The organism is Streptomyces sp. NPDC030820, assembly GCF_055572075.1.
In genome coordinates, this window is record NZ_JBVIEB010000001.1 from 201,273 (window position 1) to 225,622 (window position 24,350).

22 protein-coding genes and 1 tRNA gene are annotated in these 24,350 nt (G+C 73.3%); 11 read left to right on the top strand and 12 right to left on the bottom strand.

Going from position 1 to position 24,350, the window contains the following annotated elements; genetic code table 11:
- Nucleotides 1-5: 5 nt before the first annotated feature.
- Complete coding sequence (locus ACZ418_RS00940) at nt 6-329, top strand: MazG-like family protein (RefSeq protein ID WP_468354909.1); 324 nt, start codon at nt 6-8, stop codon at nt 327-329.
- An 86-nt stretch (nt 330-415) separates the two neighbouring features.
- Here ACZ418_RS00940 and ACZ418_RS00945 read toward each other — a convergent pair whose 3' ends face one another.
- Together ACZ418_RS00945 and ACZ418_RS00950 are read right to left on the bottom strand one after the other, a co-directional pair.
- The gene (locus ACZ418_RS00945; protein ID WP_468354912.1) at nt 416-1,822 is read right to left on the bottom strand and encodes an amidase; all 1,407 of its coding nucleotides are present in this window, start codon (nt 1,820-1,822) and stop codon (nt 416-418) included.
- Nucleotides 1,823-1,846: 24 nt separating this feature from the next.
- Nucleotides 1,847-2,797 (bottom strand): D-2-hydroxyacid dehydrogenase, encoded by a 951-nt coding sequence (locus ACZ418_RS00950; RefSeq protein WP_468354915.1) that lies wholly within the window; start codon nt 2,795-2,797, stop codon nt 1,847-1,849.
- Nucleotides 2,798-2,981: 184 nt separating this feature from the next.
- Here ACZ418_RS00950 and ACZ418_RS00955 point away from each other — a divergent pair, with 184 nt between their 5' ends.
- From ACZ418_RS00955 to ACZ418_RS00965, 3 genes are all read left to right on the top strand, one after another.
- The gene (locus ACZ418_RS00955; RefSeq protein ID WP_468354918.1) at nt 2,982-3,782 is read left to right on the top strand and encodes a maleate cis-trans isomerase family protein; all 801 of its coding nucleotides are present in this window, start codon (nt 2,982-2,984) and stop codon (nt 3,780-3,782) included.
- Nucleotides 3,779-4,510, top strand: coding sequence for a maleate cis-trans isomerase family protein (locus tag ACZ418_RS00960; protein ID WP_468354921.1), 732 nt, complete (start codon nt 3,779-3,781; stop codon nt 4,508-4,510). The genes ACZ418_RS00955 and ACZ418_RS00960 overlap by 4 nt, the downstream gene beginning before the upstream one ends.
- A gap of 90 nt (nt 4,511-4,600) precedes the next feature.
- The gene (locus ACZ418_RS00965; RefSeq protein WP_468354924.1) at nt 4,601-5,698 is read left to right on the top strand and encodes an LLM class flavin-dependent oxidoreductase; all 1,098 of its coding nucleotides are present in this window, start codon (nt 4,601-4,603) and stop codon (nt 5,696-5,698) included.
- Here ACZ418_RS00965 and ACZ418_RS00970 read toward each other — a convergent pair.
- Nucleotides 5,677-7,482: a putative bifunctional diguanylate cyclase/phosphodiesterase gene (locus tag ACZ418_RS00970; RefSeq protein WP_468354927.1), complete on the bottom strand. Its 1,806-nt coding sequence runs from the start codon at nt 7,480-7,482 to the stop codon at nt 5,677-5,679. The two genes, ACZ418_RS00965 and ACZ418_RS00970, sit on opposite strands and share 22 nt — an antisense overlap.
- A 321-nt stretch (nt 7,483-7,803) precedes the next feature.
- On the opposite strand from ACZ418_RS00970, the gene ACZ418_RS00975 reads away from it, so the two are divergent.
- Nucleotides 7,804-9,063 (top strand): M6 family metalloprotease domain-containing protein, encoded by a 1,260-nt coding sequence (locus ACZ418_RS00975; RefSeq protein ID WP_468354930.1) that lies wholly within the window; start codon nt 7,804-7,806, stop codon nt 9,061-9,063.
- 376 nt (nt 9,064-9,439) lie between these two features.
- On the opposite strand, the gene ACZ418_RS00980 is transcribed toward ACZ418_RS00975, so the two are convergent.
- From ACZ418_RS00980 to ACZ418_RS01010, 7 genes are all read right to left on the bottom strand, one after another.
- Nucleotides 9,440-9,513: transfer RNA gene (locus ACZ418_RS00980), tRNA-Lys, on the bottom strand.
- Nucleotides 9,504-10,073 (bottom strand): bifunctional DNA primase/polymerase, encoded by a 570-nt coding sequence (locus tag ACZ418_RS00985; RefSeq protein WP_468354933.1) that lies wholly within the window; start codon nt 10,071-10,073, stop codon nt 9,504-9,506. The genes ACZ418_RS00980 and ACZ418_RS00985 overlap by 10 nt, the downstream gene beginning before the upstream one ends.
- A gap of 139 nt (nt 10,074-10,212) precedes the next feature.
- Entirely contained in the window at nt 10,213-10,581 is a 369-nt protein-coding gene (locus ACZ418_RS00990; protein WP_468354936.1) for a hypothetical protein, read from the bottom strand.
- 332 nt (nt 10,582-10,913) lie between these two features.
- Nucleotides 10,914-12,251 (bottom strand): AAA domain-containing protein, encoded by a 1,338-nt coding sequence (locus ACZ418_RS00995; RefSeq protein WP_468354939.1) that lies wholly within the window; start codon nt 12,249-12,251, stop codon nt 10,914-10,916.
- Nucleotides 12,248-13,846 (bottom strand): hypothetical protein, encoded by a 1,599-nt coding sequence (locus ACZ418_RS01000; RefSeq protein WP_468354942.1) that lies wholly within the window; start codon nt 13,844-13,846, stop codon nt 12,248-12,250. The genes ACZ418_RS00995 and ACZ418_RS01000 overlap by 4 nt, the downstream gene beginning before the upstream one ends.
- Nucleotides 13,837-15,174: a hypothetical protein gene (locus ACZ418_RS01005; protein WP_468356827.1), complete on the bottom strand. Its 1,338-nt coding sequence runs from the start codon at nt 15,172-15,174 to the stop codon at nt 13,837-13,839. Before ACZ418_RS01005 ends, ACZ418_RS01000 begins: the two co-directional genes overlap by 10 nt.
- Nucleotide 15,175: 1 nt before the next feature.
- On the bottom strand, nt 15,176-16,120 hold the full coding sequence (locus tag ACZ418_RS01010; protein WP_468354945.1) for a phosphatase PAP2 family protein: 945 nt from the start codon (nt 16,118-16,120) through the stop codon (nt 15,176-15,178).
- Nucleotides 16,121-16,305: 185 nt separating this feature from the next.
- Between ACZ418_RS01010 and ACZ418_RS01015 the strand changes: the two genes are divergently transcribed.
- Nucleotides 16,306-16,902, top strand: coding sequence for a histidine phosphatase family protein (locus tag ACZ418_RS01015; protein WP_468354948.1), 597 nt, complete (start codon nt 16,306-16,308; stop codon nt 16,900-16,902).
- Between the two features lie 20 nt (nt 16,903-16,922).
- Here ACZ418_RS01015 and ACZ418_RS01020 read toward each other — a convergent pair whose 3' ends face one another.
- Entirely contained in the window at nt 16,923-18,383 is a 1,461-nt protein-coding gene (locus ACZ418_RS01020; RefSeq protein WP_468354951.1) for a hypothetical protein, read from the bottom strand.
- Nucleotides 18,384-18,651: 268 nt separating this feature from the next.
- Here ACZ418_RS01020 and ACZ418_RS01025 point away from each other — a divergent pair, with 268 nt between their 5' ends.
- Both ACZ418_RS01025 and ACZ418_RS01030 read left to right on the top strand, forming a co-directional pair.
- A complete protein-coding gene (locus ACZ418_RS01025) occupies nt 18,652-19,074 on the top strand; it encodes a hypothetical protein (RefSeq protein WP_468354953.1) in 423 nt (140 codons plus the stop codon).
- A gap of 75 nt (nt 19,075-19,149) precedes the next feature.
- Nucleotides 19,150-20,019 (top strand): spermidine synthase, encoded by an 870-nt coding sequence (locus ACZ418_RS01030; RefSeq protein WP_468354956.1) that lies wholly within the window; start codon nt 19,150-19,152, stop codon nt 20,017-20,019.
- Nucleotides 20,020-20,040: 21 nt separating this feature from the next.
- On the opposite strand, the gene ACZ418_RS01035 is transcribed toward ACZ418_RS01030, so the two are convergent.
- Nucleotides 20,041-20,541 (bottom strand): hypothetical protein, encoded by a 501-nt coding sequence (locus tag ACZ418_RS01035; RefSeq protein ID WP_468354959.1) that lies wholly within the window; start codon nt 20,539-20,541, stop codon nt 20,041-20,043.
- Between the two features lie 99 nt (nt 20,542-20,640).
- On the opposite strand from ACZ418_RS01035, the gene ACZ418_RS01040 reads away from it, so the two are divergent.
- The 3 genes from ACZ418_RS01040 (at nt 20,641) to ACZ418_RS01050 (ending at nt 24,328) form a co-directional block, all read left to right on the top strand.
- Entirely contained in the window at nt 20,641-21,360 is a 720-nt protein-coding gene (locus ACZ418_RS01040; RefSeq protein ID WP_468354962.1) for a response regulator transcription factor, read from the top strand.
- A complete protein-coding gene (locus ACZ418_RS01045) occupies nt 21,357-22,739 on the top strand; it encodes a sensor histidine kinase (RefSeq protein WP_468354965.1) in 1,383 nt (460 codons plus the stop codon). The genes ACZ418_RS01040 and ACZ418_RS01045 overlap by 4 nt, the downstream gene beginning before the upstream one ends.
- Nucleotides 22,740-22,870: 131 nt before the next feature.
- Nucleotides 22,871-24,328 (top strand): glycoside hydrolase family 18 protein, encoded by a 1,458-nt coding sequence (locus tag ACZ418_RS01050; protein ID WP_468354968.1) that lies wholly within the window; start codon nt 22,871-22,873, stop codon nt 24,326-24,328.
- Nucleotides 24,329-24,350: the final 22 nt, after the last annotated feature.

Genomic DNA, 24,350 nt, shown 5'->3' on the forward strand with positions numbered 1-24,350 from the left:
GAGTTGTGGCAGGTCGTCGATCCCTGGCCGACGTCTGCGCCGACGCGGGCGCCCACCTGCCCGCCGACGAGCTGAAGGCTCTCCAGGTGGGCAAGGTCGCCGAGGAGGCCGGGGAGGCGATGCACGCGCTGCACGGTCTCAAGGGCTTGACGACCTGCGACGACGAGCACGACTGGGCCGAGGTGTCCGACGATCTCGTGGGCGCCGTCCTCGCGTCGATGATCGCCTTGCGATACGTCAACGGTGAGAAGGCCCCCGAGCTGTTCAACGAGGTGGTGTTCCGACGTACCCGCCGTGGCCGCGCTGCCCTGGAGACTCCGGCCGCCTGATGTCGGCTCGCAGCACCTCCTGCACCGCCTCGGTATGACAAGCCGGGGCAGTGCAGGAGGCCCCCTGGCGCCGTTCGCGTGCGGTGCTAGGCCTGGATCATGGTGACCACCGGTGCCGACGCCACCCCGGCCTCGTACAGCGCGTGCGCGGCCCGCAGCACCAGGTCGTCGCGGTGCCGGGCGGCGACGAGCTGGAGGCCCACCGGGAGGCCGTCCGCGTCGGTGCCCACCGGAACGCTCGCCGCGGGCTGCTGGGTGAGGTTGAACGGGTAGGTGAAGGGTGTCCAGCCCGTCCAGCGGTGGTGGGCGGAGCCCCTGGGCGTCTCCACACCTGCCTCGAACGCCGTCAGCGGCAGGGTCGGGGTGACCAGGAGGTCGTAGCGCTCGTGGAAGCGGCCCATGCGCCGGCCGAGGTCCATGCGGACGTCGACCGCGGCCAGATAGTCCAGCGCGCTGTAGCGGGCACCCCGCACGCAGATCTCCCGCAGGCCGGGGTCCAGCAGCTGCCGTTTGCGCGGGGAGAACCGCTCGGTGAGCCGGGCCGCGCCGCTGAACCACAGGGTGTGGAAGGCCTCGACCGGTTCGCTGAAGTCCGGGTCGGTCTCCTCGACGTACGCGCCGAGGTCGGCGAGGGTGGCCACCGTGCGCCGTACCGCCGCAGCGACCGCCGGCTGGACCGCGACCTGGCCGCCGAGGGACGGGGAGTACGCCACCCGGAGGCCGTGCACGCCTTCCTTCAGGTGCTCGGTGAAGGAGCCCGGTGCGGGCGGCAGGGCCGACCAGTCGCGTGGGTCCGGGGCGCCGATGACGTCGAGCAGCAGGGCCGCGTCCGCCGCGTCCCGGGTCATCGGGCCCACGTGCGACAGCGTGCCGAACGCGCTCGCCGGATACAGGGGCACCCTGCCGTACGTCGGCTTCAGCCCGAAGATGCCGCAGAACGCGGCCGGGATCCGGATGCTGCCCCCGCCGTCCGTGCCCAGCGACAGCGGGCCCGCGCCGAGCGCCACGGCCGCCGCGCTGCCCCCGCTGGAGCCGCCGGCGGTGCGGGAGGGGTCGTGCGGGTTGCGGGTGATCCCGGACAGCGGGGAGTCCGTCACGCCCTTCCAGCCGAACTCGGGGGTCGTCGTCTTGCCCAGGAACACCGCGCCGTGCTCGCGGAGCCGGGCCACCGAGGGGGCGTCCTCCTCCCAACTGCCCTGCTCGGAGATCGTCCTGGAGCCGCGCAGGGTCGGGTGGCCGCGCAGGAGGAGGATGTCCTTCACCGTCACCGGCACCCCGTCGAGCAGCCCGGCCGGCTCACCGCGCCGCCAGCGCTCCTCCGACTCCCGGGCCCGGGCGAGTGCGTCCTCCTCGGTGAGGCGCACGAACGCGTTCACCTCCGGCTGGATCCGGCGTGCCCGTTCCAGGGCCTGCCCGGTCGCCTCCACGGGGCTGAACTCGCCCTTGCGGTAACCGTCGAGGAGCTGGACGGCGGTGAGGTCGGTGAGCTGCATGCACCCTCCAGGGGGTCCGAGCGGTCAGTGGCCGGGGACGTATCCGCGTTTCTTGTCGACCACGTTCACCAGTGATCTGCCCGCCGCCCACCGCTCGTACAACTCCACGAACTGGGCGCCCAGTTCGTCCCGCCAGCCGACCGTGTCCCCGCTCATGTGGGGGGAGACGATCAGCCCGGGCAGCCCCCACAGCGGGCTGTCCGGCGGGAGGGGTTCGGCGGCGAAGACGTCCAGGGCCGCGCCGGCGATCCAGCGCCGGGTCAGGGCGTCGGCGAGGGCCTCCTCGTCGACGAGCTGGCCGCGGCCGACGTTGACGAAGAACGCCGAGGGCTGCATCACGCCGAAGCGGCGGCCGTCGAACATGCGGTACGTCTCCTCGGTGAGCGGCGCCGCCGCGATCACCCAGTCCGCGCGGGAGATCAGCCGGTCCAGGTCGGCCGGGCCGTGGATGCCGGTCCGCGGTACCCGCCCGACCAGCGCCGTCGTCACGCCGAGGGCCTTCAGGGTGCGTACGATCGCCCGGCCGATCGGGCCCGAGCCGACCACGCACGCGCGTGTGCCCGCCACCCGCCGGCCCTCCCGGTGCCGCCAGGTCCGCTCCCGCTGGTACTCCAGCGTGCGCGGCAGATCCTTGGCGACCGCCAGCACCAGGGCCGCCACATACTCGGCGATCGGCTGGTCGAAGATGCCGCGCGCGTTCGTGACCACCGTGTCGGAGGCCGCCAGCTCCGGGCCCAGCAGATGGTCCACGCCCGCGCTCGCCGTGTGCACCCAGCGGGGGCGGGGCCCCTCCCCGGGCCAGGCCTCGCGCACCGCGTGCGAGGTGAAGTCCCAGACCAGGAGCACATCCGCCTGCGGCAGCCGCTCGGCCAGCCGGGCGGCGTCCGTGTGCACGATCCGGGCGCGGCCGGTCAGCCGACCGAGGCGCGGCAGCGGGTCGGCGTCCAGCACCAGGAGGGTCGGGAGGGTCGTCATACGGGGCGGCTCCGAGCGTCTGACGTGCGCGGACCACGGGAGTCCGACGAGCGCGGATCGAGCGTCTGACATGCGCGGATTATCCGCGGATTGACCACGCTCGCACCCGAATCTACCTTCGTCAACACGGGCGTACTCGCGATCCGTTGCCCGCTCGTCTCCCAGCGTGAGGCCGGTGCCAGCCATGGACGTCTCCTTTCTCGGCGGCCCCCGCCCCCAGCGCGGGGTCGGCGTGGTGGCTCCCTTCGACTTCGCCCTCGACCGCGAGCTGTGGCGCTGGGTGCCCGACGAGGTGTCGCTGCATCTGACCCGGACCCCGTTCGTGCCGGTCGAGGTGAGCCTGGACCTGGCCCGGCTGGTGAGCGAGCACGAGACCCTCGGCGACGCCGTGCGCGCGCTGACCGCCGTCGCGCCCGAGGTCGTCGCCTACGCCTGCGCCTCCGGCAGCTTCGTCGGCGGGGTCGCCGGGGAGCGGGCGATGTGCGCGGCGATGAGCCTCGCGGGCGCGCCGCCCTCCGTGACCACCTCCGGCGCGCTGCTGGAGGCGCTGGACGAGCTGCGGATCCGGCGCGTCGCGCTGGTCACGCCGTACACCGTGTCGGTGACCCGGGCGCTGGAGGGCTTCGTCGCCGAGGCCGGCGTCCAGGTCACCGGGTGCGCCTTCATGGGCCTGACCCGGCACATCTGGCAGGTGCCGTACCGGGACGTCGTCGCCATGGCCCGGCAGGCGGTCCGCCCCGGCACCGCCGACGCGCTCTTCATCTCCTGCACCAATCTGCCGACGTACGACGTGATCCCCCAGCTGGAGGCCGAGCTGCGCATCCCCGTGCTGTCTGCCAACCAGGTCACGATGTGGGCTGCGCTGCGCCGACTGGGTACCCGAGCCGTGGGGCCGTACCAGGCGCTGCTGGACGATTCGGCGCGCGCTTGGCCCTCCGCACTGCCGGAAGACACGCCGGAAGAGACGCAGGAAGGCTGGACATGACCGCACTCGGATTCCTCTACCCGGGCCACTCCGCCGAGGACGACTATCCACGCATCGAGCAGCTCCTGGGCAGCGACATCCGGGTGGAACTGGTGCACACCGACATCGGCGAGGACGCGCACCGGGTGGCGGCGCTGCGCGAGATGGGGTCCGCCGAGCGGCTCGGGGCGGGCATGGAGACCCTGCGGCTCGCCGGGGCCGAGACGGTGGTGTGGGCGTGCACCAGCGGCGGCTTCGTGCACGGCTGGGAGGGCGCCCAGGACCAGGTGCGCACGCTCGCCCGGCTGGCCGGGATGCCCGCGTCCTCGACGTCCTTCGCCTTCGTGCACGCGGCCCGGGAGATCGGGGTGCGGCGGGTCGCGGTCGGCGCGACCTACCCGGAGGACATCGCCGCGCTGTTCGCGGACTTCCTGCGGGTCGGCGGGCTGGAGGTGGCCGGGATGCGGTCCTCCGGGATCGTCACGGCGGCCGAGGTCGGCACGTGGGGCGAGGAGGACGTGCTGACGCTGGCCCGGGCGGCCGACGTCCCCGACGCCGAGGCGGTCCTGCTGCCGGACACGGCCCTGCACACGGCCGCGCATCTGTCGCTGCTGGAGAAGGCGCTGTCCAAGCCGGTGCTCACCGCGAACCAGGTGACGGTGTGGGAGGGGCTGCGGCTGGCCGACCGGCGAGTGAACGCGCCCACGCTCGGGACACTGTTCACGAGGGAACCGATCGTGCAGGTCTGACCCGGGCGGGACGGACCCCGGAATAAACGGAGACTGCCTCCTGTTACGGCACCCCAGGACAGCACACGCCACAAACAGGAGGCCCACACCGTGTCGGCAGACGAGGCAGACGAGATCCGGGGGACGACGCACGGCACCGCCCCCGTCCCCCTCTCCGTACTGGACCTGGTGACCGTCGGCGCGGGCAGCACCGCCTCCGACGCCCTGCGCACCAGCGTGGCGCTGTCCCGCTTCGCCGAGGCCCGCGGCTTCCACCGGTACTGGGTCGCCGAGCACCACTCCATGCCCGGTGTCGCCTCCTCCTCGCCCGCCGTCATCCTCGCCCACCTCGCCGCCCACACCGAGCGCATCCGGCTCGGCTCGGGCGGCGTCATGCTGCCCAACCACGCCCCGCTGGTGATCGCCGAGCAGTTCGGCACCCTGGAGGCGATGGCACCGGGGCGCATCGACCTCGGCCTCGGGCGCGCCCCCGGCACCGACGGCGCCACGGCCGCGGCCCTGCGCCGCAGCGACACCCTGAACGAGGGCGCCGACGACTTCCCGCAGCAGCTCGCCGAGCTGACCCGCTTCCTGGACGACGACTTCCCCGACGGGCATCCGTACCGCCGTATCCACGCGATCCCGGGGCCCGTCCAGGCCACCACCCCCGGCGGCGTCCAGTCCCCGCACCGCCCGCCGGTCTGGCTGCTCGGCTCCTCCGGCTTCAGCGCGCGCCTGGCCGGCATGCTCGGCCTGCCGTTCGCCTTCGCGCACCACTTCTCCGCGCAGAACACCATTCCGGCGCTCGACCTGTACCGGCAGACCTTCCGCCCCTCCGAGGTCCTGGACGAGCCCTACGCCCTGATCGGCGTCTCCACCCTCGCCACCGACGACGCGCGCGAGGCCCGCCGCCAGACCCGGGCGATGGCCCTCAACATGCTCCGGCTGCGCACCGGCCGGCCCGGCCTCTTCCCCGACCCGGACGAGGCAGAGAAGCACGAGTTCAGCCCCATGGAGGAGGAGTTCATCACCTCCTGGACCTCCAACATCGTGCACGGCACCGCCGACGAGGTCCGCTCCGGCCTGGACGACCTCCACAAGCGCACCGGCGCCGACGAGTTGATGCTCGTCTCCCACGCCCACCGCGGCGAACTACGCCTGCGCTCCTACGAGTTGATCGCGGACGCCTACGGCTTGCCGATCGCGTAGGTCTGCTCGCCGAGCAGCTCGGAGATACGATCCGGCGGCACCGGTCGGGAGTACAGCCAGCCCTGGCCGGTGTCGCAGCCGATGCGGCGCAGCCGGGTGGCCTGGGCCGAGGTCTCCACGCACTCGGCGGTGACGGTGATGCCGAGCCGGTGGGCGAGCTGGATCATCGCCTCGACGATGACCTCGTCGGCGGGGTTGGGGACGATCTCGGGGTTCTTGTCGGCCTCGTACTGGAAGCCGCGTACGAAGGAACCGTCCAGCTTGAGCGTGGAGACCGGCAGGCGGCTGAGGTAGGCGAGGTTGGAGTAGCCGGTGCCGAAGTCGTCGATGGCGATGCGGACGCCCATGTCGCTGAGGGCCTGCAGGGCCTGGAGCGGCCGGCCGGCCGAACCCATCACCGCCGACTCGGTCAGCTCCAACTGGAGCAGATGCGGGGCGAGTCCGGTCTCGGTCAGGATCTCCGCCACGTCTGAGACCAGGTCGGAGTCCCACACCTGTCGTACGGCCACGTTCACGCTGACGAAGATGGGCGGCTCCGCGGGATGGTCCAACTGCCAGCGGCGGGCCTGGCGACAGGCGGTGGCCAGCGCCCAGCGGCCGAGCTGCACGATCGAACCGTCCTCCTCGGCCAGTCCGATGAACCGATTCGGCGTCAGTGTGCCGAACTGAGGATGATTCCAGCGGATCAGCGCCTCGACGCCGGACAGGCGTCCGTCCTCCATCCCGACCAAGGGCTGGTACTCCAGAGCGAATTCACCGCGCTCGATGGCGGGGCGCAGGGTGGACGACAGCGCCTGGCGGGTCATTTGGTGCGCGTTGCGCTCGGGGTCGAACAGGGTCCAGCGGGCCTTGCCGTCGGCCTTCGCCCAGTACAGGGTGGTGTCCGCGGCCTGCATCAGGCCGGTGGCCGTCGTACCGGCCGCGTGGCGTTCGACGACCCCGATGGACGCCGTCAGCGACAGCCGCTGGCCCGCCAGGTCGAACGGCTCCTCCAGGGCCTTGAGCGCCGACTCGGCGAGATCGGCGAGCTGTTCGGTGCCGGTGGAGTCCTCCACGAGCAGCGCGAACTCGTCGCCGCCGAGCCGGGCCACCAGCGGGGTCACCGCGCGGGCGTAACCGGCCTCGTCGGCCACCCGGGTCAGGCGTTCGGCGACGGCCGCGAGCAGCCGGTCGCCGACGCGGTGGCCGAGGGTGTCGTTGACCGCCTTGAAGCCGTCGAGGTCCAGATAGCACAGGCCGATCCGGCCGGTGCCGCTCTGCTCGTACGCCTCCGCCTCCAGCGCGGCCGTCAGCCGCTCGAAGAACAGCGTGCGGTTGGGCAGCCGGGTCACCGGGTCGTGCATCTGCAAGTGCCGCAGCCGCGCCTGGAGTTCGCGGCGGGAGCTGATGTCGGCGACGGACAGCAGCACCCCCGGCTCGCCGCTCAGGGGGGCCACGGTCACCTGCACCCACACCGAGTGCCCCTCGGGGTGCTTCAGCCGGCGGGTGCAGCGCAGCTTCGCCTGCCGGCCGCGCAGGACCTCGCGGTAGGCGTGCCAGCTGCGGGCGTCCGAGGCCAGGTCGACGAGGTCGGCGGCGACCCGCCCGGTGAGCGTGTCCGGATCCGTGCCGAGCAGCTCGCCGAAGGCCGCGTTGGCGCCGGCGACGAGTCCGGCGCGGTCCACGACGGCCATGGCGAGCGGGGCGGCCGCGAAGACACGGTGGTAGGTGGTGTGGTCACTGTCTGTGACGGCTGACCGGTCGAGGTCTGCCGCGGGCGTCGGCCCTTCGGACGTTCCGCTCACCGCTCGCTCCCGCAGTGCACTCGATCGATGTCCGTGCCGGAAAGTGTGCCGATCATAGAGGCTGGCCCCGGGCCCTTCCAGCCACTCTCCAGTGTCCCGGACGGAGCACAGTTTCTGACAGATCGTTTCTGCCCGCACCTGGACGGGTTCTTGAGGCCCCCGACCAGTTGTGACGTTCCGTGAGTGCTTCGGGGTGTCGGGCGCCATGGCGCGCCGGCGCACCCCGGGGGCGCACTCACCCTTGTGGTGCAGACGAACAGGGCATAGCGCAATAAATACCAGCAATCTGGATGCGGGTCCCGCCAACCGCGTCCGGAGGTCATGTCCGTGCCCAAGCTGCGCAGCACCGCCGCCGTGTGCACCACGCTGTCGGCGCTCGCCGCGACCTCGATCCTCGGCGGCCCGGTGGTCGCCGAGCCCTTCTCCACGACGCCCTGCGCCCTGCACCGGACGGGCGCCCACCACTCCGAGGGCCTGGACACCTGGAACGCCGACTACGGCCGTGCGGTCGGCGCGGACGACGCCGTGCTGGTCTTCCTCTCCTTCCCGGACGCCGCCCCGCGCACCACCCCCGCCGAGCTGACCGCCGACCACTTCCCGGCCACCAGCCGCTACTACCAGCAGGCCTCCTACGGCAGGTTCACCATCCGCCCGCACCCGCTGAAGCACTGGCTGCGCATGCCCCGGCCGTCCACGGCGTACGCCATAAGGCGGGACTGGGACGAGGACGACCGGGCCGCCTATCTGCGGGACGCGTTCGCGGTGGCCGACAAGGAGGTCGACTTCTCCCGCTACCAGGTCGTGTACTTCGTCGCCGACCCGGACGCGCCCGGAGTCGACTCGGACGCCACGAAGGTCGTGAACCTCGAGACGCCCATGCATGTGGACGGCACGGATGTCCGCCGGGTCGTCACGGTCTTCGAGAGACACCCGCCGGACCGTCTCGTCCTCGCCCACGAGACCGGCCATGTGTTCGACCTGCCCGATCTCTACCACCGCCCGGTCGACGGCAAGGGCGACTGGGACACCTACGTCGGCGACTGGGACTTGATGGGCAGCCAGTTCGGGCTGTCGCCGGACCTGTTCGCCTGGCACAAGTGGAAGCTGGGCTGGCTGGATCCGCGCCAGGTGGTGTGCGTGCGCGGCGCGCGGCCGACCCGGCTGACCCTGGAGCCGCTGGAGGCCGGCCCCGGCGTCCCGGTGCAGGGCACGGCGGGCGCCCTGGCCTTCGGCCTCGGACACGGGGTGAAGCTGGCGATCGTGCGCACCGGACCCGACAGCGTCCTGGCCTTCGAGGCGCGCGGTGCGGCCGGCAACGACCGGGCCATCTGCCGGCAGGGCGTCCTGGTGTACCGGATCAGCAGCGGAGCGGAGTCCGGCGGCGGCCCCGTGGAGGTCGTCGACGCCCACCCCCGCACCGAGGCCTGCTGGGAGAACTCGGTCTACCCACCTCTGGCCGACGCCCCGGTCGCCCTCGGCGAGAGCTTCACCGTGCCCGGCCAGGGCGTCAAGGTGGAGGTGGAGGCGAGGACGGTTTCGGGCGCATGGACGGTACAGATCACCCCGCGCATCACTGGCTGACCTTCCGGCCCGCGGTGGCTGGGCCGATGCGTTCCGGGCCTACGGCCAGTGGGGCGATGGGTTTGGGGTGTGTGCGGTTGCTGGGGCGATTGGTTCGGGGCCTGCGGTGGCTGGGGCGTTGGATTTGGGTCTGTGGTGGCTGGGTCGCTGATCCGATGGACTCCGGGCCTGCGGTCACTGGGCCGATGCGCCACCGGCCTGCGGACACTGGGCCGACGCGCTCCGGACCGCTTGCGCTCCCGGCCTACGCCCACTGGACCGACCTTGATGGGGGTGTGGGTGGCGAAGCCCCCACAACGCGCGGCGAAGCCGCGCAAAAACAACGATGGCGAGGCGGTCCGCGCTTTCCGCGGACATGCCTCGCCATTCGCCATCGTGCGCCGCCAGGGACTCGAACCCCGGACCCGCTGATTAAGAGTCAGCTGCTCTAACCAACTGAGCTAGCGGCGCCTGCTGACGTCGTAGACCTTAGCATCCTGGTCGGCGGGAGGAAAAATCGATATCCGCACCGCCGCGCGGGCCGCCCGCACGGCCGCCCAGAGGACGACCTCCGGCCCCGGCAGCCAGGGGTGACGCGCGTCCGGGGCGACCAGCCAGCGGGAGTCGCCGGGGGTGTCACAGCCCGTCGGCGCCGGGACGGTCACGGCGTCGCCCGTGCCGTGACACAGCAGCGGCGGCACCGCCTCCGTACGGTTCGAGCCCCACTCCTCCCACGCCAGCAGGGAGGGCAGCCGCTGGGCCGTGCCCGGCGTGGCGAACAGCAGCACACGGCCCCGGAACACCGCGACCGGGCCCGAGCCGGGGCCGTCGTCCCACAGCCGGTCCAGCATCCGGCGGCCGAAGATCGCCGGGGCGCTCACCACGTCGAAGACGGTGCCGCAGGGCAGGACGACCGGGGCGTCCGGGCGCTCGTCCCAGAGGGCCAGCGTGCTCCGCGGATACGTGCCGGCCGAGGCGAGCCAGGCGACGCCGTCGGAGGTGATTCGGGTGACGTTCGGTGCACTGCTCATGCCACCCAGATGTACCGGGCGTGAGCGGGCCGTTCTTCTGAGTTGCCGAAAATCGGGACAGGGACGGTGGGGGAGGAGTATCTTGCCCGCCTGGCATATGCCAGGCGGGGTTACTGGCGGGCTTGCTCAGGACCTGGCGTCACACCGGATCGGGGGACGTGCGTCCCTCGGCGTTCCCCCGCATCAGGTCCCGGCCGAACTCGACCATCTTCTTCGCGTAGTCCTCGGTCCACTCCGCGCGCTCGGCGATGTCCGCCGGGGTCAGCCGGTCGAACCGGCGGGGGTCGGCGAGCTGGGCCGCCGCGATGGCCTGGAACTCCACGGCCCGGTCGGCGGCCGCGCGGAACGCCTGGGTCAGCTCCGTGGCCCGGGCCAGCAGCGACCGCGGATCCTCGATCGACTCCAGGTCGAAGAAGTGCTCGGGATCGCCGGCCGCCTCCGCGGGCTCGAAGATCAGAGGCGCGGGGCGTAGCCGCGGTTCGTTACGACGCGGCGTGGGCTCCGCCATGTCCTGTCTCCTCCTCGTACGGTTCGCTGGGCGCCGCCTTCAGGTGGGCCACCGTCCATTGTCCCGCGCCCCCGCAAGAGGCCGTCATGGCCGGTTCTCGCCGGGGACCGGAACCCGGTGATCCGCTCACGGTCGCCAGCCCACCCGGTGTTCCGCCAGACGTCACGCCCGCCAGCCCACCCGGTGTTCCGCCAGATGCGCCAGCACCGCATGGTTCGCCTCCCAGCCGTCCGGGCTGTTCCCAATGGCCGCCTCCGGCGGCGTGCCGGACTCCGTCCGGCGAAGTGGCGGCGATGAGCTCGGCGCTCGTCGGCCAGGTGCCGGGGCGCCGGTCACGTCCGCCAGCCCACCCGGTGTTCCGCCAGATGCGCCAGCACGGCGTGATTCGCCTCCCAGCCGTCCGGGAACTTCACCAGCGTGCCCAGCTGGACCGGTTCCGTGGACGGGTAGTCGTCCAGGAGGTCGCCGACGCCCGCGCGGCAGACCACGATGCAGGCGTGGCGGTGCCGGGAGGCCAGGACGCACAGGCGGCCGGTCTCCAGGTGGAAGGCGGTGGCGTCGGGGCGGCCGGAGAGCGGGTGCAGGACGACCGTGACGTCGTACTCCCGGCCCTGGAGACGGTTCGCGGTGTCCACCGTGACGTCCGCCACGCCCAGCTCGGCGAGCGCCGTACGGACCGCCGCCGCCTGGTCGCGGTGGGCCGTGCCGACGGCGATGCGGTCGGCGGTGAGGGGAGCGGGATCGTCCGAGCGCTCGGAGAGCGCCGCGCCGCCTCTGTCCAGCAGGCGGCGTACGACCGCGGCCACTGCCCGCACCGCCTCGGGGTCCGTGCGCGGGGTGTGCCGTGCGGGCAGTTCCAGCAGGCCCCAGCCGGACTCCGCCGCCTCGTCGATCACCTGGTCCGGGCCGGAGCCGTCCGAGGGGACCGCGAAGGTCAGCCGGCGGTCGCCGTGGCCGGTGCCGCTGCGGAACGGGGTGTACGGGTAGAACGCGTCCGAGACCAGGGGGGCCGCGGAGGCCGGGAGGCGCCAGGAGACCGGGAGGCGGTGCTGGGGCAGGCCGGGGTTGTGGGCCAGCAGGGTGGTCACCGCGGAGGCCGAGGGGTCGTACGACAGGCCCGCCCACTGCTCGCTGCCGACGATCGCGAACGGGTCCAGCTGCCCGGGGTCGCCGACGAACAGCGCCCGCTCGAACAGGCCCGCCACGGCCAGCAGGGAGTCGGAGCGCATCTGGTACGCCTCGTCCACGATCGCGTGCCGCCAGGGTTCCTCCACCTTGACGTGCGCCCACTTCGCGGCCGTGGAGAGGACCACCGGCAGGCCGTTCAGGTCGGCCGCCTTCGCGGACGTGCGGACCTGCGGCTGCTCGTCCAGCGCCTTGTCGTAGGGGTCGGTGTCGCTGCTGTGCAGGCGGCCGACCGGCAGGTCCGGGTTCTTCTCGGCGAGCCGCAGGACGAGATCGTCCACCTGGGCGTTCGTCTGCGCGACCACCATCAGCGGGCGGCCCGCCTCGGCCAGTTCGAGGGCCGCGCGGACCACGAGCGTCGACTTGCCGGCGCCGGGCGGGGAGTCCACGACCACACCGCGCTCGGTGCCGTGCAGGGTGTCGTGGAGGATCGCGTCGGTGGCGCGGGCGGCAGCGGCTCCGGGGTCGAAGTCGACCGTCGTCACAGCACGTCCTCCTCGGTGATGGGGTCGGCGGCCTCCGACCCGGCCTCACCCGGCGGGCCGCCGTGGGTCCACGGGGTCTCCTCCGGGTCGGGCAGCTTCGCGCCGCCGCGCTGCTCGTGCTCGAACAGGGTGAAGCAGATCCGGTCGCCCTTCTCCGGCACCGAACCGGGCTCCGGCTCCTTGCCGCGCCCCATCTTGTCCAGGATGCGTAGGACCAGCACACCCCCGTCCGAGGAGCCCTCGTACCCGGCGAACTCCGCCGACTGCGGCTTGCCGCCCAGCGAGCGGTACACCCGCGCCCGCTCGGCGAGATGCGGCCGGTCGTCCGTGCGGACCGTCACCAGCGGGCGCGGGCTCGGCCGCCTGCCCTCGCTGTACGCCATGACGACATCGGTCACCTCGCCCGCGAACGCCTCCCCGGCCAGCCGCCGGCCCGCCATCACCAGCGGGTCGTCCAGCGCCTCCTGAGCCTCCAGCCGGGCCTGCTCGCGCTCGCGCGTGGCCAGCTTGTTCGCCGCCGTCACCGCGTCGTCCCGGCGCGGCTGCGGGGGCTCGCCCGCCAGCACCCGGTCGCGGTGCCCGGTGAAGGACCAGCGGTCGCGGGTCCAGCGCTCCTCCACATGCGCGCCCTCCGGCAGTGCCCGCAGCAGGTCCAGGCCCCGCCACACCGCGTCCCAGGTGGGCCGGGTGCGGCTCTCCACCAGGTCGCGGATCTCCCGCTCGGCCGCCGTGAGCGCGGCCAGCCGGTCGTCGGCGGCCAGGGCGTCCTCGGCGGCGGCGAGGGCGGTGCGCGCGCGGTCGTAGCGCTCGATGGCCGGGGCCAGCAGCTTGTTGTCGAACGCCGGGTCGGTGGCGGGTCCGGCCGGCGGGCACAGCAACTGGCCGGCGGCGTCACGGGCGAGCTCGGCCCGGCGCGCGGCCTCGGCGCCCGACTCGCCCTCCGGAGGGTCGATCCAGGCGAGCAGCGCGCCCAGGTGCTGGTCCTCCAGGCTGGACTGACCGCTCGCCCAGTGCCGGGACAGCACGTCGGTCAGGGCGAGCAGGAGGGAGGAGCCGGGGACGCGGGAGCGCTCGCCGTAGTGGGTCAGCCAGCGGCCGAGCAGCGGCACCCGGGGCGGCGCCGGATACGGGGCGTCCGGGTCCTGCTCGGCGGTCCGGCGGAACCGCATCGAGCGGCCCAGCAGCCGTACGAAGTCCAGGCCCGCGCGGCTCGGCACGATCAGCTGGGGAGCGTCCGCGCACAGTTCCACCTCGACCTTGACCCGCTTGCCGGTCTCCGGGTCGGTCTCGGTGCGCTCGGCCGCCTCCACGGACCCGGCGAAGGAGTCGATGTACGGCAGGACGACATCGGCCAGGTCGGCGAGGAAGGAGAAGCGCAGATCGCGGTCTCGGGGCTGCGGTACGACCAGCAGACGTGGCGCGTCCCGGTCGGTGCCGACCAGGGCGCCGAGCGGGGCGCCCGCCTCACCGGCGGTGGTGAGCGGCACGAACACCAGCGGGCGCGGGGACAGATGGCGGTGCCGGACGGTCGCGGCGGGCTGGGCCCGGCCGCTGCTGACGGCCTCCAGCCGGGCAAGGGTCGCGATCAGGGACACGGGGCGACCTCCCGGTGGCCTGCGTCCCTCGACACCGCCGCGCTCGCCAGGGCCTCCGCGCGCAGGGCCGCCGCCCGGCGCAGGGCCGCGACGGCAGGGTCGTCCGGGTCGCCCTGCTCGCCGCGGGCCGCCGCGAGGACGTCCTCGACCGTGGTCAGACCGCCCAGTTCCGCGCGCAGCGGCCGGCCCAGGCGGGTGACGGCACCTTCCTCGCGGGAGCGTTCCCGGCAGTGGAAGGCCAGTTCGCACGCGGACAGGCACTCGGGCGCGTACGTCGCCGGGACCGCCGCCACGGCCGCCGTCAGCTCCTCGGCGCTGCGGTCGGGTGCGAAGCACGTGCCCTCGGGCAGGGTCTGGGCGATCTCCTCGATCCGGGTGAGCCGGGCCAGCTGACGGGCGGTGACCGCGCGCTGCTTGCGGATGTCGACGGCGGACGCCGCGGGCAGGTTGGAGAAGTCCTTCGGGCACACCAGCAGGATCCGGTGCCGTACGACCGGGGCGGGCGCGTGGTCTTGGGCGCTCCGGCTCCGGGGTGCCTCAGCCGGTGTCGAGGAGGCGACCGTGCTCAACCCTTCGGGCCTGCGCGCTCCCTCACTCTCGGCCTCTCCCCCACTCTCGGCTTCTCCCCCACTCGCGGCTTCTCCCCCACTCTCGGCTTCGCTCGAGCGGGGGGACCCCCATGAGCGGGGGGACCCCCATGCCTCCTCGACACCGGCGCGCCCCTCCGGCTCCGCGCCGAGCCGCGCGGCGACCGTCTCCAGGGCCAGCACGTACACCGCCGCCTGCCGGGCCGCCGCGCCGACCTTCGCCGGGTCCGCCGAACCGTCCAGCATCGGGAAGGACTTGATCTCCACCACGGACCAGCTGCCGTCCGGGTGCACCACCACCGCGTCCGGCTCCAGGAAGGCGAGCGAGCCCGCCACGTCCAGGGCGAGCATCGGATGGTCCAGCAGGGTCCAGCCGCCCGCCTGCGTGGCCTCGCGCAGCGCCAGCGCCGTACGGGCCGTACGCCCTTCGGGGCCGTGCGCGGTCAGGTCGGGTACGGCGGCCGCGGCCGGGGGTTCGGCGCCCGGGTCGAGGCGGGCGTGCGCCAGCCGCAGCAGCTCCGCGCCGCCGTCGGCCTTCACCTTCGCCTCGAACGCGTTCCCGCGCGTCAGCGCGAACTGCGACTGCCCGAAGCCGGAGGGCGCGCCCAGCGCGCTCGCCAGCCGCGCCTTGTCCACCCCGGCGCCGTCCAGGATCGCCCGCCGCGCGCACCCGGGGTTCGCGGCGAGCGCCGCGAGGGCGCGCGCGTCCAGGGCCTTGGCCGGTACGTCGGGACCGCGCAGCTCAGCGAGCCGGTGCCGGAGCCCCTTCTCCCGCGTCGCTGGGGGAGGCGTCCGGTTCGGCCCCGGCGTCGAGCCGCGACTCGCGCTGCCGTGGAATTCGCTCACCCGCGGAAGTCTGGCATCCGGCACTGACAATCGGGGAACCCGTGCCGTCCGTGACCGGTGTGCGGCGCGGGAACAGCCGGGCCCGGACCAGATCCACGGCCTGCGTCACGCGCGGCGCGAGCAGCAGGCCGACGCCCATCACGGCGACGCCCGCGACCGCGTCGAGGAAGTAGTGGTTGGCGGTGCCCATGACCACGAGCGCGGTGCCCAGCGGATACAGGACGCCGAGGATCTTCGCCACGCGCGTGCCGCCGTGCCGCCACAGCATCACTCCGCACCACAGCGCCCAGCCGACGTGCAGGCTCGGCATGGCCGCGTACTGGTTGGTCATCCCGCCCATGCCGCGCGGCGCGCTCGCCTCGCCGCCCCACCAGCCGTACGAGCTGTAGTGGGCCATGGTGTCCACGAAACCGTGGCCGGCGGAGAGCAGCCGGGGCGGGCAGGTCGGCAGCAGGGTGAAGCCGATCAGGCCGATGAACGTGGACGCCATCAGCCAGGTGCGGGCCCGCCGGTAGTGCTCGGCGCGGGTCCGGAACAGCCAGACGAGGATGGCGGGCGTGACCAGGTAGTGCAGCGAGGCGTACCAGAAGTCGGCCGGTATCCCGAGCCAGGGTTCGCGCGTGAACAGCCGGTTGAGCGGGTGCTCGGCGTTGAGGCTCAGGGCCTTCTCGATGCGCAGGATCGCCAGGCCGTGGTCGACGGCGGAGGAGACGTCACCGCGGGCGAGGAGGCGGCCGGCCGAGTAGCAGCCGTAGACGAGGAGGATCAGGGGCAGCTCGGTCCACCAGCGCAGCCGGGTACGCGGGAGCACCTCGGTGCCCGGTGTCTCGGTCTGCGGCATCCGATCGCCCTCCCCCTCGTCGCTGTGCGGCGCGCCCCGGAGGGCGACCGTGCCACTTTACGGCGTGCGTATTCCGCCCATGAGGGCGCTCCGGCCCACAAAGACGCCGGGATCGCCCCCCGGGTTGCCCCGACCGGGGGTGAGCGATGATGAGAGGGTCCCCTTCGCTTCCGGAAAGGTCTCTCATGGCACCGCGCATCCTGCTGGCCCGGCACGGACAGACGGAATGGTCACTGTCCGGCAAGCACACCGGCAGGACCGACGTGCCGCTGCTGGAGGAGGGCCGGCGGGGAGCCAAGCTGCTCGGCGAGCGACTGCACCGCGCGCCGCTGGACGGACTGCCCGGGGCTGAGGTGCGCACCAGTCCGCTGGCACGCGCGCGTGAGACGTGCGAACTCGCCGGTTTCGGCGACCGGGCCACCACCTGGGACACGCTCATGGAGTGGGACTACGGCGCCTACGAGGGCATGACGCCGGCCGAGATCCAGGCCGTGCGGCCCGGCTGGCTGATCTGGCGGGACGGGGTCCCCGAGGGGGAGACCCTCGCCGACGTCACCGCACGCGCGGACGAGGTGGTGTCCTGGGCCCGCTCGGCCGACCGCGACGTCCTGGTCTTCGCCCACGGCCACATCCTCCGCTCCATAGGCGCGCGGTGGCTGGGCCTGCCGTTGGACTTCGCGGCGCGGATCCGCCTGAACCCGACCTCGCTCTCGGTGCTGGGCTGGGCGTACGGGGAGCCGGCGATCGAGAGCTGGAACGACCTGGGGCACTTGGCGGGATAGCCACACCCCTCCTGTACCGCCTACGCCCTCCCCGTTCTCGGCACAGCGGCATGCCGGTCAAGGAACTCGGAGACCCCCGACGCCCGCCGATGAGGCAGCAGCACCCGCGCCGTTCCCGCCAGCATGCTCTGAATACGCGAGGACTGGACCTCGTCCAGCAGGGCCAGCGCCTGCAAGCCCGCGGCGGCCGCCTCGTCCGGACGGCCCTCACGGGCGAGATCGTCGGCCAGCTCGGCGGTGTAGAGCGCGATGTTGCGCGTGAAGTGCGGATCCTGCAGATGCGTCGCCCGGCGCGCGTGCCGGGCCGCCCGCCGCCAGTCGCCCAGCGTGGACCAGCACTGCGCCTCCAGCCCCTCCAGCTCGGCCTCTCCGTAGAAGCTCATCCACTCCGGGTCGGCCTCCGAGCGGCCCCGCGCGAAGAGGGTCTGGGCCCGGACGAGCGCCTGTTCACAGCCGGTGCGGTCGGCGAGCCCCGCCCAGCCGCCGGCTTCCCGCAGCGCGAGCAGGGACATCAGGCGCGCCGAACCCAGCGGAGCGGCCGCGCGCTGTGCGGCCTGCGCGGCGCGGACCGCCTCCCGGGGGCGGCCGGCGTCCCGCGCCAGGAACGCGGTGTTGCAGAAGGCGTGCGCCTCCAGCGCCGCGTCCCCGGTCATACGGGCCGTGGCCAGCGCCTCCGCGTAGTGCGAGCGGGCGTCGTCGAAGCGGCCGGAGTCGTGCGCCAGCCAGCCCACGGAGATGGCGAGTTCACCGGCGCCCGAGTGGAGCCGTTCCGCGGTGGTCTGCCGGGTCGCGCCCGCGTCCAGCAGCGCGTAGGCGGCGCGCAACGGAGCCGCCGCGCGCCGGTACAGGCCGTCCGCGCCGTGCCGGTCGTCGAGCAGCCGGATCCGGCGGACGGCCTCCTCCAGGGCGAGCGCCTCCGGGGTCCCGGGCCGGCGAGTGGTCCGGACCGCGGCCGCGGCGTCCGTGGTGAGCCCCAGCGGGCCCAGCGTGGCGGCGGCCACCGTGGCGCCGCCGCCGGTCATGAATGCGCGACGCAGCACGTCGCTCTCCTCGTGGTTCGGATGGTCTTTCACGTACGGTCCTGGCGCGCCGTACGGGTCCTGCGTGTCATACGGTTCGACAGCCACCCGTGTCTCACCGGGTGCCTGCGCGGCGACGGGTTCCCCGGATACCCCCGCCGTACGCGCCCCGCGGCCGCGGACGGCCGAACGGGGCGCGAAGCCGAGGTCGGTGAGCGTACGGCCGGGGAACATGTGCAGGAACACCCGTTCGTAGGCGTAGTTCGGGCAGCGGATCTCGCCCGCCTCGACCCTGCCGACGTAACGCGCGTCACAGCTCACCCGCTCACCGATCTCGCGCGCGGCGCGTCGTACGAGCGCCGCGAACTCGGCCGGTGAACGCCTGCCGCGCAGTCGCCGGAAGGCGAGGTTCGGCCGGGGTGGCCGTTCGGGCTGTGACGAGGTCTCGGTTGACGACGCCATGGCCGGGTCCTCTCGTGCGAACCGTCGAACCATTGCCGGTGGCCGGGGCGGATTCGGGACGAGTTGTCCGAGTGACGCCCTGGTTCCGGCGGGCATGAACGTACCTGCTGTGAAGGACTCGCCACGCTGTGTTTGGCTACAAACCGGATATCTCATCCACGATCTGCCATGAAGTGCCATCCTTTGCGGCGCACTTGTGCCGTAGCCGTTGACGCCCTCGCGCGTTGGATTCCATGGACCGCGACTTGGCTGTGTGGTGGAGGCCGGCATGGAGACCAGGGAGTCCAGCCAGAGCAACGAACCTTGTACGTCGCCGTCGTCGGGCGAGGGAGGCCGCGTGGACGCGGCGGCCTGTGACCTCGTGACGGTACCGGCCCGGCAGGGCCTGGAGGCGGTCGACATCCTGCGGCGCGGCGCCGGTGAGGCGATGGGGCCCGTGCTGCACGACGGCGGCTGCGCCACCCTCGGCTTTCTGGTCCCGGCGGGCACGGCGGCCGGCTGGGACGTGCCGGGCAGCACCTGTACGGAGACCGACGGCCGCGGACTCAGGCTGGCCCCCGAGCCGCCGGTGAAGGGCTCCGACTGGCTGCTGCCGCCCGGCGAGGCCGACCTCGCCACCGACCCGGTGGTGCTGCGCCGGGCGCTCGGAGAGGCGGCCCGGATGATCGAGGCGGCCGACGGCTGCCAGTGAAGCGGTCCGGGCCCGCCGCCCGAGCCGACCGCCGCCGATGCGGCAGGCGCCCCGGGGGCCTGCGAAGATGGTCCGATGGGCAGGTCCAGGAACACCCGGCGCAGATCGGCGGCCGAGGAAGCCGTCGTGGAGGCGGTCGACGGCGGGCTCGCGCAGCTCGTGCCCGACCCCGACCGGGGCCGCGCCTGGACGCTGCTGATCGACGGCGCGCCCCAGTCCCACGTCGACCTGGACGACCCCGGGTACCTCTCCTTCGAGTACCAGCGCCGGCTCGGCCATGTCATCGACCTCGTCGCCCCGCCCGGCAAGCCCGTGCACGTCGTGCATCTCGGCGGCGGCGCGTTCACCCTCGCCCGGTACGCCGCCGCCACCCGGCCCCGGTCCACCCAGCAGGTCGTCGAGCGCGACGCCGGCCTGGTCCAACTGGTCCGCCGGGAGCTGCCGTTGGACCCGAACGCCCGGATCCGGGTCAGATCGGCGGACGCCCGCGCGGGCCTCGCCAAGGTGCCGGACGGCTGGGCGGACCTGATCATCGCGGACGTCTTCAGCGGCGCCCGCACCCCGGCCCATCTCACCTCCACCGAGTTCCTGGACGAGGTCCGCCGGGCCCTGAAGCCGTCCGGGGTCTACGCCGCGAACCTCGCCGACGGCCCGCCGCTCGCCCATCTGCGCGGCCAGATCGCCACAGCCGCCGCCCGGTTCGCCGAGCTCGCGCTGATCGCCGACCCGGCCGTGCTGCGCGGCAAGCGCTTCGGCAACGCCGTCCTGGTCGCCTCCGACGCCCCGCTCCCGGTCGCCGAACTCACCCGCCGCGCCGCCTCCGACCCGCACCCGGGCCGGGTCGAACACGGCAAGCCGCTCATGGACTTCACGGGCGGCGCGGTCCCGGTGACGGACGCGGCGGCCGTGGCCTCGCCGGCCCCGCCGCCCTCGGTGTTCCGGTGAACTCAGCGGCCCGCCACCGGCTCAGTAGTTCCCGATGTCCACATGCGGCGGCCCGTCGTGCCAGGTGCACATCACCGACACCCGGTCCGTGCCCCGGCTGAACTCCACCCGGATCCAGGTCTCCGTCTTCCACACCTGCATCGACCAGCCGGTCCCCGGCGTCGCCGAGACGAGCGTGGCGCTGGACGGACCCAGGTCGAACACCGCCCGGCCGCCGTCGGTGTCGTACGACTTGACCTGGCCGGACGCGGGGGCGGCGGGGGCGGGATCCGGTGACCGCACGGGTGTCCGGGTCGGTGCCGCCGGGCCGGTCGACGGCCGCCTCGACGGAGACGGGCGCCGTGCCGGCGAGGGCAGGGCCTTCGAACCCTGGGTCGTCGCGTCGGCGGCCGTGACCGGCAGGGCGCGCGGCGGGTCGTACGCAGTTCCGGCCATCACCGTGTGCACACCCCACCACGACAGCGTGACCGCCGCTCCCGTCGCGAGCAGCCACGCCAGTACGTGTACGAGTCCTCTGCGCATCGCGGGCCATACTGCCTCAGGGGGACCGCCGTGCGCACATGCCCCGAGTTGTCCACAGGCGCCCGTCCGGTGTGGGCCGCATGGCGTACGGTGCGGCGCATGGCAAGTGTGCTCGTGGTCGAGGACGACCAGTTCGTACGCTCGGCGCTCATCCGGCATCTGACCGAGGCCGCACACACCGTGCGCAGCGTCGGTACGGCACTGGAGGCGCTGCGCGAGGTCGCCCACTTCCGTTTCGACGTGGTCATCCTGGACCTCGGACTGCCGGATCTGGACGGCTCCGAGGCACTGAAGATGCTGCGCGGCATCACGGACGTCCCTGTGATCATCGCCACCGCCCGGGACGACGAGACGGAGATCGTCCGGCTGCTCAACGCCGGTGCGGACGACTACCTGACCAAGCCGTTCTCCGTCGAGCACCTCTCCGCGCGGATCGCGGCCGTGCTGCGCCGGGCCCGATCGGCGGGCGGCGAGACCCCGCCGTCCAGCGTTCTGCGCGTAGGCGGCCTGACCGTCGACCCGCTGCGCCGCCAGGCCGAACTGGACGGGGTCCGCCTCGACCTCACCCGCCGCGAGTTCGACCTGCTCGCCTTCCTCGCCGGCCGCCCCGGGGTGGTCGTCCCGCGCAGGGAACTGCTCGCCGAGGTCTGGCAGCAGTCCTACGGCGACGACCAGACCATCGACGTCCATCTGTCCTGGTTGCGCCGGAAACTGGGGGAGACGGCCGCCCGGCCCCGCTATCTGCACACGCTCCGGGGTGTCGGTGTGAAGCTCGAACCGCCCACGGAACCAGCAGCGGAGGGGGAGCCGGTGCGATGAGATGGGCCCTGGTCAAGGTCTGCCTGGCGGTCACCACCATGGTCGTGGTCGCCTTCGCGGTCCCGCTCGGCCTGGTCGTCAAGGAGATGGCCCGCGACCGGGCGTTCTCCAACGCCGAGCGGGAGGCCGCCGCGGTCGCGCCCGCGCTGTCCATCACCACCGACCGGGACAAGCTGGAGCGCGTCGTGGCCTCGGCCGGCGCCGACTCCGGGATGGCCGTTCATCTGCCCGCCGGGGGCGGCCGGCCAGCCCTGGACCTCGGCCGGCAGCGCGCCGCCGACCCCGACATCCAGGCCGTACGGAAACTGGGCCGGGCCTCCACCACCTCCGTGGCCGGCGGCTCCGCCCTGCTCCAGCCGGTCGCGCTGGGCTCCGGGGACATCGCGGTCGTCGAGGTGTACGTCCCCGAGTCCGAGATGACCCACGGCGTCGGCACGGCCTGGGCGGTGCTCGCGGCCGTCGGCCTCGCGCTGATCGTCGGCTCGGTCGCGGTCGCCGACCGGCTCGGGGTGCGCATGGTGCGGCCCGCGCAGCGGCTGGCGCGGGGGGCGCACGATCTGGGCGAGGGCAAGCTGGGCGCCCGGGTGCCGGAGGACGGGCCCACCGAACTACGCCTCGCCGCAGCCGCCTTCAACTCCATGGCCGACCAGGTCGTCCAACTCCTCGCGAACGAGAGAGAGCTGGCGGCCGACCTCTCGCACCGGCTGCGCACGCCGCTGACCGTGCTGCGGCTCAACGCGGCCTCCCTGGGCGGCGGACCGGCCGCCGAGCAGACCCGGGCCGCGGTCGCCCAGCTGGAGCGCGAGGTCGACACCATCATCCGTACGGCCCGGGAGGCCAAGCCGCAGACGGCCGCCCCCGGCCCCGGCGCCGGGTGCGACGCGGCCGAAGTGGTGCGTGAACGCATGGAGTTCTGGTCCGCGCTCGCCGAGGACGAGGGCCGCAAGTGGCGGGTGGCCGGCGTCGAGCGGCCGGTGCGCGTACCCGTGGCCCGCGCCGACCTGGCCGCCGCGCTCGACGCGTTGCTCGGCAATGTGTTCCGGCACACCGCCGAGGGCACCGCCTTCGCGGTCGACGTGCACAACGGCGAGGACGCGGTGATCATGCTGATCTCCGACGCGGGCCCCGGCATACCCGACCCGGAGGCCGCGATGGCCCGTGGCCGCGGCTCCGGGAACACCGGTTCGACCGGCCTCGGGCTCGACATCGTGCGCCGGCTCGCCGAGTCCACCGGCGGGGACGTCCGGATCGGCTCGTCGGTGCTGGGCGGCACCGAGGTGCGGATCTGGTTCCAGCTGGACGGGCGGCGGCCGGTGGCGCGGGGCCGCGTCCGCAGACGCCGATCGGGCAAATCGGTCCCCACTGGTCTCGACCATTAATCGTCCCCGATCCCTTCCTTAAGCGAACCCTAAGGTCTGCAACGTCCGCCCCGATCGGGCGGTTTGCCCGATCCCGGATCGCTAGCGTGCTGCCGCACCTCACCCCGTGAACAGCGAAGGCAGGCACGCGCATGACCACGCACCGGCGCAGGATCAGTGGCAGGAACAAGGCGATCGGCGGTCTCGTGGCCGCGGCTGTGGTCGGCGGTGGCGCGCTCCTGCTCACCGGCACCGCCAACGCGGCCGGCGTGAACGCCGCGTACACCAGGACCAGCGACTGGTCGACCGGGTACACCGCGCAGTACGTCGTCACCAACAACAGCGGCCAGACCGAGAAGACGTGGACCCTGGAGTTCGACCTCCCGGCGGGCGCCAGGCTCAGCTCGCTGTGGAACGGCGAGTCCAGCGTCAGCGGTTCGCACGTCACCGTGAAGCCCGCCAAGTGGGACACCGAGGGCCTCGCCCCCGGCAAGTCGGTGACCGTCGGCTTCGTGGTCGACGGCAGCGGCGACCCGACGGGCTGTCGTATCGACGACGCCCAGTGCTCCGCGGACGGCGGCGCCACCCCCGAGCCCAGCGGCCGCCCCACCGGAACCCAGTCGCCGGCCCCCACCGCCACACCGACCAAGAGCACCACGCCCCCCACCCCGACCGCCTCCCGGACGACCGGCAGCGGGACCGGCACCGGTACCACCGCCTCCGCCGGCTTCGCCCCGTACGTCGACACCTCCCTCTACCCGGCCTTCGACCTGGTCGGCGCGGCCGACACGACCGGTGTGAAGAACTACAACCTCGCGTTCCTCACCGACGGCGGCGGCTGCACCCCCAAGTGGGGCGGTGTGACCGACCTGACCAGCGACGCCGTCGCCGCGCAGATCGGCTCCCTGCGCGCCAAGGGCGGTGACGTCCGGGTCTCCTTCGGCGGTGCCTCCGGCTCCGAACTCGCCACCACCTGCTCCTCGGCGGACGCGCTGGCGGCGGCGTACGGCAAGGCGGTCGACGCGTTCAAGCTGACCAAGGTCGACTTCGACGTCGAGGGCGGCGCGCTGCCGAACACCGCGGCCAACACCCGCCGCGCCCAGGCCATCGCCAAGCTCCAGGCCCAGCACCCGAACCTGGACGTCTCCTTCACCCTGCCGGTGATGCCCGAGGGCCTCACCCAGGACGGTGTGAACCTGCTGTCCAACGCCAAGTCCAACGGCGTCAAGATCTCCACCGTCAACATCATGGCGATGGACTACGGCGCCTCGTACAACGGCGACATGGGCGACTACGCCCAGCAGGCCGCGACGGCCACCCAGGCCCAGGTCAAGAGCGTCCTCGGCCTGTCCGACTCCGCCGCCTGGAAGACGGTCGCGGTCACCCCGATGATCGGCGTCAACGACGTCTCCTCCGAGATCTTCAAGGTGGACGACGCCACCCAGCTGGTGAACTTCGCCAGGTCCAAGGGCCTTGGTGGCCTGTCCATGTGGTCCGCCGCCCGCGACAAGCAGTGCGCAGGCGGCGCGAAGAACTCCGCCGACCCCACCTGCAGCTCGATCGTCCAGGACAAGTTCGCCTTCTCGAAGGCGTTCGGCGCCTTCAACTGATCCGCGACGGCGGGCCTGCGAC